This window comes from Tsukamurella sp. DT100 (assembly GCF_049844855.1).
Classification (GTDB): Bacteria; Actinomycetota; Actinomycetes; order Mycobacteriales; family Mycobacteriaceae; genus Tsukamurella.
In genome coordinates this window covers 24,874-35,238 of sequence record NZ_JBNCLV010000007.1, presented here as the reverse complement: position 1 = coordinate 35,238, position 10,365 = coordinate 24,874, and the positions used below count along the sequence as shown (strand labels likewise).

12 protein-coding genes are annotated in these 10,365 nt (G+C 70.7%); 4 read left to right on the top strand and 8 right to left on the bottom strand.

What is annotated here, in order from left to right; all coding sequences use genetic code 11:
* Positions 1 to 102 precede the first annotated feature (102 nt).
* Genes ACLQ3K_RS17330 through pgsA form a run of 3 tightly spaced genes read right to left on the bottom strand, consistent with a single transcriptional unit; the run spans position 103 to position 1,475 of the window.
* Entirely contained in the window at positions 103 to 378 is a 276-nt protein-coding gene (locus ACLQ3K_RS17330) for a helix-turn-helix domain-containing protein (protein ID WP_146432809.1), read from the bottom strand.
* A 28-nt stretch (positions 379 to 406) separates the two neighbouring features.
* Positions 407 to 910, bottom strand: a complete 504-nt coding sequence (locus ACLQ3K_RS17325) for a CinA family protein (RefSeq protein WP_426000912.1) — start codon at positions 908 to 910, stop codon at positions 407 to 409.
* A complete protein-coding gene (pgsA, locus tag ACLQ3K_RS17320) occupies positions 897 to 1,475 on the bottom strand; it encodes a CDP-diacylglycerol--glycerol-3-phosphate 3-phosphatidyltransferase (protein WP_224650544.1) in 579 nt (192 codons plus the stop codon). Before pgsA ends, ACLQ3K_RS17325 begins: the two co-directional genes overlap by 14 nt.
* 57 nt (positions 1,476 to 1,532) lie before the next feature.
* Here pgsA and ACLQ3K_RS17315 point away from each other — a divergent pair, with 57 nt between their 5' ends.
* On the top strand, positions 1,533 to 2,039 hold the full coding sequence (locus tag ACLQ3K_RS17315; protein WP_224650546.1) for an amino-acid N-acetyltransferase: 507 nt from the start codon (positions 1,533 to 1,535) through the stop codon (positions 2,037 to 2,039).
* Between the two features lie 34 nt (positions 2,040 to 2,073).
* Here ACLQ3K_RS17315 and ACLQ3K_RS17310 read toward each other — a convergent pair whose 3' ends face one another.
* Positions 2,074 to 2,472 (bottom strand): PPOX class F420-dependent oxidoreductase, encoded by a 399-nt coding sequence (locus ACLQ3K_RS17310; protein WP_426000911.1) that lies wholly within the window; start codon positions 2,470 to 2,472, stop codon positions 2,074 to 2,076.
* Positions 2,473 to 2,678: 206 nt separating this feature from the next.
* Here ACLQ3K_RS17310 and ACLQ3K_RS17305 point away from each other — a divergent pair, with 206 nt between their 5' ends.
* The gene (locus ACLQ3K_RS17305) at positions 2,679 to 3,410 is read left to right on the top strand and encodes a putative protein N(5)-glutamine methyltransferase (protein WP_426000910.1); all 732 of its coding nucleotides are present in this window, start codon (positions 2,679 to 2,681) and stop codon (positions 3,408 to 3,410) included.
* A 49-nt stretch (positions 3,411 to 3,459) separates the two neighbouring features.
* Here ACLQ3K_RS17305 and ACLQ3K_RS17300 read toward each other — a convergent pair whose 3' ends face one another.
* The 4 genes from ACLQ3K_RS17300 to ACLQ3K_RS17285 all read right to left on the bottom strand — a co-directional run bounded on the left by ACLQ3K_RS17300 (position 3,460) and on the right by ACLQ3K_RS17285 (position 8,956).
* The gene (locus ACLQ3K_RS17300) at positions 3,460 to 4,353 is read right to left on the bottom strand and encodes a type IV toxin-antitoxin system AbiEi family antitoxin domain-containing protein (protein ID WP_426000909.1); all 894 of its coding nucleotides are present in this window, start codon (positions 4,351 to 4,353) and stop codon (positions 3,460 to 3,462) included.
* Between the two features lie 95 nt (positions 4,354 to 4,448).
* Positions 4,449 to 5,480 carry a TerC family protein gene (locus ACLQ3K_RS17295; protein ID WP_426000908.1) on the bottom strand — a complete coding sequence of 344 codons (1,032 nt, stop codon included), beginning with the start codon at positions 5,478 to 5,480 and terminating at the stop codon, positions 4,449 to 4,451.
* Positions 5,481 to 5,621: 141 nt separating this feature from the next.
* On the bottom strand, positions 5,622 to 8,264 hold the full coding sequence (locus ACLQ3K_RS17290) for a DNA translocase FtsK 4TM domain-containing protein (RefSeq protein WP_426000907.1): 2,643 nt from the start codon (positions 8,262 to 8,264) through the stop codon (positions 5,622 to 5,624).
* A 74-nt stretch (positions 8,265 to 8,338) separates the two neighbouring features.
* On the bottom strand, positions 8,339 to 8,956 hold the full coding sequence (locus ACLQ3K_RS17285; protein WP_426000906.1) for a TIGR03085 family metal-binding protein: 618 nt from the start codon (positions 8,954 to 8,956) through the stop codon (positions 8,339 to 8,341).
* 99 nt (positions 8,957 to 9,055) lie between these two features.
* On the opposite strand from ACLQ3K_RS17285, the gene ACLQ3K_RS17280 reads away from it, so the two are divergent.
* Positions 9,056 to 9,661, top strand: a complete 606-nt coding sequence (locus ACLQ3K_RS17280) for a hypothetical protein (protein WP_426000905.1) — start codon at positions 9,056 to 9,058, stop codon at positions 9,659 to 9,661.
* Positions 9,661 to 10,260 carry a hypothetical protein gene (locus tag ACLQ3K_RS17275; RefSeq protein ID WP_426000904.1) on the top strand — a complete coding sequence of 200 codons (600 nt, stop codon included), beginning with the start codon at positions 9,661 to 9,663 and terminating at the stop codon, positions 10,258 to 10,260. The genes ACLQ3K_RS17280 and ACLQ3K_RS17275 overlap by 1 nt, the downstream gene beginning before the upstream one ends.
* The last annotated feature ends 105 nt before the right edge of the window (positions 10,261 to 10,365 follow it).

Here is a 10,365-nt window from a genome sequence, read left to right as displayed (position 1 = left end):
GGCTCCTAGCGACTAATAAGCTACCGTAAAACCCCCGGTGTGCCCCGCCGGGGGGCGGGGGGGGGGGGAACCCCCCCCCCCCCCGGACCGGTCGTCTCAGGGTCAGGCGGCGGCGAGCGCGGGCGCCGGGATCACCATGGTGGGGATCGGGCGCATCGATACGCTGGCCTGGGCCACCACGTCGGCCACGTCGATGGCAAGCGCGCCGCAGATCGCGGCCAGCAGCTCGCTGGACGCCTCCTTCTGGCCGCGCTCGACCTCCGACAGGTAGCCGAGGCTGACCTGTGCCGCCGAGGAAACGTCTCGCAGCGTGCGACTCTGGCGCACCCGGGTCTTGCGCAGGTTCTCGCCGATCGCCTCGCGAAGCAGTAGAGCCATGCTCACCTCCGTCTTGGTTACTGTCCAGTCAACGCGGGGCGGGCCCGGAAGGTTCCCGATTCGCCGAAACCCGCGCGGTGAGCTCCCGCAGGGCCGCCTCGACGGTCCCCCGGCGGACGTTCGCCCGGTCACCGTCGAGCTGCAGGGTGGTGACGGACGTGCCCGACGGGCCGGATATCCCCAGGTGGACGGTGCCGACGGGCACCCCGTCCTGTTCGGTGGGGCCGGCGACGCCGGTGAGCCCGACGCCCCAATCCGCCCCGCAGCGCGTCCGCGCACCGTCGGCGAGGGCGCGCGCGGTCTCGGGATGGACGGGTCCGTTGCGCTCCAACTCGCCCGACGGGACGCCGGCCAGACTCGCCTTGAGGTCGGTGGCGTAGACGATGAGGCCGCCGCGCAGCACGGCGCTGGCGCCGGGAACGTCGGCGACGGTGGCGGCGAAGAGGCCGGCGGTGAGCGACTCGGCCGACGCGACCGTCTCGCCGCGCTCGGCGAGGGCGGCTACCAGGCGGGCGGCGTCACTTGCGGCCACGCCACCAGCTCAGCAGGTAGTCGACGCCGGTCGCGACGGTGACGATCACGGCCGCGCCCATGGCGACCTGGCTGGGCACGTCCATCCACGCCGGCAGCGGCATGAGGTAGAGCCCGATGGCGATGGTCTGCAGCAGGGTCTTGAGCTTGCCGCCGCGGCTCGCGGGGATCACGCCGTCGCGGATGACGGCGAACCGGAAGGCGGTGATGCCGAACTCGCGGGCGAGGACGATCAGGGTGACCCACCACGGGAGCTCGCCGAGCACGGACAGGCCGACGAAGGCGGCGCCGGTGAGCGCCTTGTCGGCGATGGGATCCATGAGCTTGCCGAAATCGGTGATGAGTCCGTAGCGGCGCGCGATCTGGCCGTCGACCCGGTCGGTGAACATCGCGGCGGCGAAGACCGCGAAAGCGATCCAGCGCCAGGTCGTCGAGTGCCCGCCGTCGACGAACAGGGCCGCGAGGAAGACGGGGACGAGTACGATCCGGAGCACCGTCAACCCGTTCGCGACGTTGACGTTCGAGACAGGTGTGCTCGCGGGCTGCACGCCGTCCGTTGCACTCACGCCGATCAGCCTATCGGTACGCGGAATCGGCGGCTCTGCGCGCTACAGTTTCCTACCGTGACCACCGACCACGACGATGTGCTGCGCCGCGCCCGGACCTCCGACGTCCCCGCGATCAAGCGCCTCATCGACGTCTACGCGGGCAAGATCCTGCTGGAGAAGAATCTGGTCACCCTGTACGAGTCGGTACAGGAGTTCTGGGTGTACGAGGTCGACGGCGTCGCCGTGGGCTGCGGCGCGCTGCACGTGCTGTGGTCGGACCTGGGCGAGATCCGCACCCTCGCGGTCGACCCGACGGTGAAGGGCCACGGCATCGGGCACAAGATCGTCGCCCGCCTGCTCGACGAGGCGCGCGCGTTGGAGCTGAGCCGGGTGTTCGTGTTGACCTTCGAGACGGCCTTCTTCGGCCGGCACGGGTTCGAGGAGATCGACGGGACGCCGGTCAGCGCCGAGGTCTACAACGAGTTGTGCCGCAGCTACGACGAGGGCGTCGCGGAGTTCCTCGACCTGTCGTACGTCAAGCCCAATACGCTGGGCAACACCCGCATGCTCGTGACCCTGTAGCGCCCGCGGTCCACCCAGGGCGACGCGCGTCCGGTCAAGCTTGGGGCGTGATCACCACGACTGTGTCGCCGTACGGCTGCGTCCGGCCCTTGAGCCTCGCGCCGATCACGTTGAACATCTTCGACATCGGCACCTGGAAGCCGTACTTCGCCTTCACCGCGGCCTGCACGGCGTCGAACTCCGGCCCGCTCGAGACCAGCTGCGCCGTCCCGGCGGTCGTCGCCGCGCCGGCGGCGATCGCACCACGCTGGTTGCACGGCGTGATCTCGACGGCGGGATTGTTGCGGATCCGCTTGGCCTTCCCCGATGTGGAGGACGTCCAGAAGCCGATGCGGTCACCGTCGACGGGGACCACCCACACCGGCGTGGCGACCTTCACGCCCGACCGACGGAACGTCGCGACGGAAATGGTCTTCTCGGAGCCCAGGGTCATGGGGTCAGCATAGCGCCAAGGTGCCGCCGAGAACCTCTTCACGGCCGCCCTGAACTGGGCATTCGCCCCACACCGGCACATTTCCAGCCGCCCCGCCGACGCGTCACCTTCACCGATTCACGACCGTCGATATCGCACAGTGAACCAATGCATACCGGGGTGTCGTGAGTGTGGTGAATCACGCCCAACCGTGATTGACTCCACCGGTGAATGTGATCGGTGAGCTGCGCGCAGCCGGATGCGCCTTCGCCGAACGCGAGGCCGAACTGCTGGAGGACGCGGCGGCGTCCGGGCCCGACCTCGAGGCCCTCGTCCGGCGGCGGTGCGCGGGCGAACCGCTGGAGCACCTGCTCGGCTGGGTCGAGTTCCGCGGCCGCCGGTTGATCGTCGGCCCCGGCGTCTTCGTCCCCCGCCGGCGCACCGAGTTGCTGTCCGAGCTCGCCGACGGCAGCGGCGTCCTCGTCGAGCTGTGCTGCGGCGCCGGTCCGATCGTGGCGACCGCCGCCGCCGCGAAGACCTACGCCGCGGACATCGACCGCACCGCCGCCGAGTACGCCGCGCGCAACGCCCCGGAGGCGACGGTCCTCGTCGGCGACCTGTTCCGCCCGCTTCCCGGGGTGCTGCGCGGAACCGTCGACGTGATCGCGGCGAACGCGCCGTACGTTCCGACCGCGGCGATCCGGACGATGCCGCCCGAGGCCCGCGACAACGAGCCGCACCGGGCGCTGGACGGCGGGCCGGACGGCCTGACCCTGCACCGGCGGATCGCGATGGACGCGCCGCTCTGGCTGCGCCCGGGCGGCCGTGTGCTCATCGAGACCGGGCGCCAGCAGGCCACGTACACGGTGGCCGCGCTGCGCGCAGTGGGCCTGGACACGCACATCGAGATCGACGACGAGCGGCAGGCCACCGTGGCCGTCGGCGTCAAGCCGTCCTGAGTCCCGCGTCCTGGCACCGTGCCCTGGGCGTCGCGTCGAGGACACCGCGTCAGGACACCGCGGCCCGTCGGTCGCTGAGCACCGCGACCACCGACTCCACCACCGGCACGGGCGCGGTCACCACGTCATGCCAGGTGAAGGCGAGGACCGTCATTCCGAGCCGGGCGAGGGCGTTGCGCTTGTCGTGGTCGGCCTGGAAGCGCACCGCGTCCTTGTGGAAGGCCCAACCGTCGACCTCGACGACCAGTTTCTCCCGCGGCCACGCGAAATCCGCGCGGTACCGGCCGATCAGGAGCTGAGCGACCCATCCGGAGATCCCCTCGGCCGCCATGAGCGCGACGAATCGACGTTCAGCTTCGGACTCCGTGTCCGCCTCGACGACCTCGACGATCCGCCGGGCCTCAGCCATCCCGCGCCGGCCCGCGTTCCGATCGAGGGCCGCGCGGAGGCCCGATACCGTGACACCGGCCGACTGCAGGGATCGGTCCAGCAGCGTGGTGGCGTCCGGGCGGAGCGGTGCGCAGTCGAGGAGGGTCAGCGGTAGCCGGGTCACCGCCACTCCCCGGACCACCTCGATGTCGGCTGGCAGCAGGTCCCGGCGGTGTACTCCCAGCGGGGCGAGGTACTGCGGTGAACGGTGGTGCGCACGGGGCACCGACACCGTCGTCGGCAGGGGTGGGACGTCGGTCACGCCGTGCCAGAACAGGGCCGTCTCCGCGTCGCCCGTCCCACCCGTGAGGGCGACTGCGCCGCGGATCCGGGCGGCGTCGGTGAAGTGATGGGCCGAGGAGAGGTACACGCCGCGTCCCAATCGCACCCACTCGCCGCGGCGCAGCCTCCCGTCCACCTGGCGCGGCGACAGCCCGCACGCGCTTGCCTGCGCGACCGTGATCACCCCGTCGTTGTCGGCCACGATGCGGCTGACGTCCCCCGATTCCCCCATACCCCTTGGACGCACGGGAGGCCGACCAGGTTCCGCCGATACGACTGTGCACCGTTGACCACCTCAGGGGTGGTCAACGGTGCACAATGCGCGGGCTATTTCGTATCGGAGTCCGAAGGCACGTCCGACGACGCCTGCTCCCGGGCACCGTCGCGCTTGGACTTGACCAGCGAGGCGACGGTGGTGATCACCAGGACGCCCAGGATGACCGACAGGGACAGACCGGTGGAGATCTCCGGCACCGCCAGGTGCTCGCCCCCGTTGATGAAGGGCAGCGTGTTCTCGTGCAGCGCGTGCAGCACCAGCTTCACGCCGATGAAGCCGAGCACGATCGACAGGCCGTAGGACAGGTACACCAGGCGGTCGAGCAGGCCACCGATGAGGAAGTACAGCTGGCGCAGGCCCATCAGCGCGAAGGCGTTCGCCATGAACACCAGGTAAGGCTCCTGGGTGAGGCCGTAGATCGCGGGGATCGAGTCGAGCGCGAACAGCACGTCGGTGAAGCCGATGACCACCAGCGCCAGCAGCAGCGGGGTCGCGACCTTCTTGCCATCGACCTTGGTGATCAGCTTGTCGCCGTCGTAGGTCTCCGTGGTGGGGACGATCTTCTTGAACAGCGCGGCGACGCGGCCCTCGCGCTCCTTCTCGTCCTCGACGGGCCCCTCGGGCGACGACGCCTCCTTGACCAGCTTGATCGCGGTGTACAGCAGGAACGCGCCGAAAATGTAGAACACCCAGGAGTAGGTGGAGATCGCGGCGGCGCCCACGGCGATGAAGCCGGCGCGCATCACGAGCGCCATCACGATGCCGATCAGCAGGACCTTCTGCTGGTAGATCCGGGGCACCGCGAACTTCGCCATGATGATGACGAACACGAAGAGGTTGTCGACGGACAGCGCCTTCTCGGTGACGAAGCCGGCGAAGAACTCACCGCCGTACTGCGGCCCGGAGACCGCCCACACGCCGATGCCGAACAGGATCGCGATGCCGATGTACACCGCGGACCAGAAGCCGGATTCCTTCAGCGAGGGCTCGTGCGGCGTGCGCACATGGCTGAAGAAGTCGAAGACGAAGAGGCCGAGAACGACCAGGATCGAGACGATCCAGACGACAGCAGAAACTTGCATTGCATACACCTCCGGTACAGATCCGGAGGTCTCTCCCGACCCGAACTGCGGGTCCGGCGTGCCCGGGTGGATATCGATCCACCGTGCTGACGTTCACGCCGCGAGCGGGATACTCCCCTCACACATGCAAGCAGGACTGTATCAGAAGTCCGGTTCGTCCGCTTCCTGAGCGACATCGCCGCCGCCGCGCAGCACCAGCAGCAGGCCGGGCAGCTCGTCGGGCGTGACGAGCACGTCGCGCGCCTTGGAACCCTCCGACGGCCCGACGATGTCGCGGGTCTCCATGAGGTCCATGAGGCGGCCGGCCTTCGCGAAGCCCACGCGGAGCTTGCGCTGCAGCATCGAGGTCGAGCCGAACTGCGAGGACACGACCAGCTCGACGGCCTGCAGGAAAACGTCCAGGTCGTCGCCGATGTCGGGGTCGACGTCCTTCTTCTCGACCTTCGTCTCGGTGACGCCGTTGGCGTACTCCGGCTCGGCCTGGTTGCGCACGAAGTCGACGACGGAGGTGATCTCCTCGTCGGTGATGAACGCGCCCTGCATACGGGTCGACTTGCCGCCCATCGGCAGGAACAGCGCGTCGCCCATGCCGATCAGCTTCTCGGCGCCCGGCTGATCGAGAATGACCCGCGAGTCCGTCAGCGAGCTGGTCGCGAAGGCCAGACGGGAGGGCACGTTGGTCTTGATCAGGCCGGTGACCACGTCCACGGACGGGCGCTGCGTGGCGAGCACCAGGTGGATGCCGGCGGCGCGCGCCTTCTGCGTGATCCGGACGATCGCCTCCTCGACGTCGCGCGGCGCGGTCATCATGAGGTCGGCGAGCTCGTCGACGATGGCGACGATGTACGGGTACGGCCGGTACACGCGCTCGCTGCCGAGCGGCGTGGTGATCTCGCCGGACTTCACCTTCCGGTTGAAGTCGTCGATGTGGCGCACGCGCGAGGCCTGCATGTCCTTGTACCGCTGCTCCATCTCCTCGACCAGCCAGGACAGCGCCGCGGCGGCCTTCTTGGGGTCGGTGATGATGGGCGTGATGAGGTGCGGGATGCCCTCGTAGGGCGTCAGCTCGACCATCTTGGGGTCGATGAGGATCATCCGCACCTCGTCGGGCGTGGCGCGCGCGAGCAGCGAGACGAGCATCGAGTTCACGAAGCTCGACTTGCCGGAGCCCGTCGAACCGGCGACCAGGAGGTGGGGCATCTTGGCGAGGTTGGCGTTGACCATCTCGCCCTCGATGTCCTTGCCGAGGCCGATGACCAGCGGGTGCGTGTCCTTGCGCGTGTTGTCCGCGGCCAGCACGTCGGCCAGGCGCACCATCTCGCGGTCGGTGTTGGGCACCTCGATGCCCACGGCCGATTTGCCGGGGATCGGCGCCAGCAGGCGGACGTTGTCCGTCGCCACCGCGTAGGAGATGTTGCGGTGCAGCTGGGTGACCTTCTCGACCTTCACGCCGGGGCCGAGCTCGAGCTCGTAGCGCGTGACCGTCGGGCCGCGGGTGTAGCCGGTGACGGCGGCGTCGATCTTGAACTGCTCCATGACGCCGGTGATCGCGTCGATCATCGCGTCGTTCGCGCTGGTCCCCGCCTTGGCCGGCTCGCCCTCGATGAGCAGGTCGGCCGGCGGCAGGATGTAGTCCTCGCTGTCGATGGTCCGCGCGACGGTGAACTCGGTCGCCTTCGGCGCGGGCGGCGGCGTGTGGTCCTTCACCACCGCGGCGCGGCGCGGCTTCGGCGCCGGGGGCACCTCGACGGTCGGCTCGTCCGACGGGGCCGGCTCGGGCGTGATCGGCGCGGTCACCTGGTCCGACGGTGCCGGCTCGTCCTCCTCGGCGGCCTTGCGGCGACGGCTCCGCTTGGGCGGCTCGGGGTCGGCCGGGTAGTTGTCGTACGGGTCGCCGTAGGGCGTGAGCGCACGCGTGGCGGTGTCGCCGCGCCCCGAGTCGAAGTCGGCGAAGGGCGAGTCGAGATCGTCCTCGTCGAGCGGCTCCTCGTCGCCGTACTGCTCCCTCATGTCGACGCCGAAGTAGAACTTGAGCCGGTCGACGATCTCGCGCACCGTCATACCGCTGACCAGGAGCAGGCCGAACAGAGCGACCAGGACCAGCAGCGGCACGGAGATCCACGCTGTGAAGCCGTCGGTGAGCGGCCCGCCGACGACGTACCCGAGGTAACCGCCGGCGGCGGCGCGGTCGTCGAAACTCGACGGTCCGCCGGACGCGATGTGCAGCAGCCCCAGGAAGGGCAGCACGATGAGGGCGGCGCCGACGCGGTGCCGCACGTGCGCCGACGGGTTGTCGGGGCGGCGCATCATGATCACGCCGAGGGCGATGGCGAGCGGCGGGACCAGCACGGCGAACCAGCCGACCACGGAGCGCACGCCGGTCGAGAAGAACGAGCCCACGGGCCCGCCGGCGTCGAAGTAGACGGCCGCGCCGAGGATGATCGCGACGGCGAACAGGGCCAGCGCGAGTCCGTCGCGCGAGTGGGTCGGCTTCGGCGGCGTGACCTCGCCGGTCGCGGTGGCGGGTTCGACGTCGTCGGACCGGCGACCGGTGCGCACGGCGCCCCCGACGCCCTTGGCCAGCAGCTTCCACCCGGCGCCGAGGCCGCGTGCCACTCCCCCACCGGCGCCCGAGGCGGCCTTGGGGGCCGCGGCGCCCTGCTTACCGCGGGTGCGCGGGGCGGCCTGTCGGCTGCGCGTCGGGCTCGCGGCGCGGCTGGTGCGTGCGCCCCCGGAGCGGGAGTTCGCGGCGCCGCGCGCGCGGGTGGTGGTCTTCGATGCCATGGGGGCAGTCTATCGACATTAACCCCATCCGTATCAAGTGCCACACATGTAACAGCAGGACCTGCGGCGGGTCGTCAGAGCGAACGGACCACCGAGCCGAGCAGATCGATGTCTCCGTCGGCCCCCTCGAAAGTGACCAGCGCCTCATCGCGGCCGAAGGCCCACATCGCGACCTCGCCGATCGCGCCGATCACCGCGACGTCGGGCCCGCGCCCGGCGGTGGCGACGGTGCCCTCCTCGGTCGTGAGGCTGACCCGCAGCGGAGCGCCGCGCATCGTGAGCCGCGCGATCCGCGCGACGACGTCGTGAAGGCCGCGTTCGACCCGCTTGTCGAGCACCCGCGGCGTCCACCCCGGCGCGGCCCGCCGGATGTCCTCGGTATGCACGAAGTACTCGCCGAGATTCGCCTGCTCGTCGACGAGGCGCAGGGGCGAGAGCCGGGGCGGGCCGCCCGCGACGGTCTCGAGCAGATCGTCGAACGGGCGGGCCGCGATTCCCGCCTGCACCCGCTCGGTGTACCCGGCGAGCGGGCGCACGAGGATGCCCGCCATGGCGTCCGGCCGCCCCTCGCGGAGGATGAGGTGTGCGAGCAACTCCCGCACGGTCCACTCGCCGCAGAGCGTCGAGGCGTCGGGTCCGGCGGCGCGGGCCGCCTCGACGAGGGCGGCGCGTTCACTCCGAGCTGGCTTCACACGGGTCACCCTAGACCCGTCCGGCGGTGCGCCGCAGCGCACGCCAGCACGCCTGTACTTCGTACTGAAATCAAAACGAAGTGTCCTATACTTCACCGCATGATTGCGAACTCAACGTCGACGTCCCGCCGCACGCGCTTCGCCTCGGCCTCGGCCCTCCTCGCCGTGCTCGCGGCCGGGGGCACGGCCCTCGCCCCCGCGGCCTCGGCCGCGCCGGTGGGCCCGAACCTCGTGCTCATGAAGGCCGAGTTCCCGGCCGGGTCGAACGACTACCGCACCGGCAAGCCCGCACCGTCGAAGCTGACCGCGGGCGACAACCCGTCGCCGGCCTGTACCGCGGCCACCGAGCGGGTCAACCGCTCCGCCGCCGGCACGCAGGGCTTCAGTGCCTCGGCCCGGAACGGCTACTCGCTCATGCTCAGCGCCGTCGTCGCTCCCCCGCAGGCCTCCGTCTGGCGCGCCGCGACCCAGGCCTGCGGCGGCCCCGTCGCCGAGCTCCCGGTTCCCGGCGACCTCGCGCGCTACAACCCCGTCGTGCTCACCTACCGCGACGGCCAGCGCATCCAGGCCGTCGAGGGCGTCGCCGACGTCGCCGGCCGCACCGTCGACGTGTACGTCGGCGGCCTCAGCGAGACCCCCGCGAACACCGCCCGTTTCTGGCAGGTCTTCCGCGCGCAGATCCAGAAGGTCGAGACGGCGCGCTGATGCGCCTGCGCAACCTCCTCACCGGGTCGACGGTGGCGGTCCTCGCCGCCGTCGGCCTGCCCGCGGCCGCGCAGGCCGCCCCGGTGGACACCGCGCACGCGGTCCTCGCCGCACACGAGTTCCCCGCGGGCACCACGGGCTACACGGTGGAGACCGAGACGCTCACACCGATCGGCGCCAGCGCGGCCCCCGGAGCCGTCGGCGGAAGCTCGCCGACCGCCTGCGAGCGCAACATGGGCCGGATGTTCGAGCGGATGGACGGCGCCCGCGTCACCGAGGCGCGCGCGGTGCGCGGGACCACCCGAGTCGAGGCGGCGCTGCTGAACCGCCCCCTGACCGCGCTCATGATGGAGACCTTCCCGACCTGCGAGGCGGCCCTGTCGCCCTCGGAGCGGTCGGCTGTGCTCGCCGCTCCCGCGGATCTCGCACGACTGCGACCGTTCATCTTCCGGGACGAGGACGAGCTCCAGGCGTGGGTCGACGTCCGCGGTGTCGCGATCAACGTCACCGCTCGCAGTACGAATCGCTCGTCGGCGGACGCGGACGCCTTCTGGCAGCTCCTCCGCGCGCAGGTGGCGAAGGTCGAACGGCAGCCCTGATCGCCCTGACGGCGGCACGGCCCCGGGCGCAGGTCGCCGGGCTCGAATCGGCTCACTGACTCCGCCACCCCGAACCGGACACTCCGCTAGGCTCCGGCCCACGAG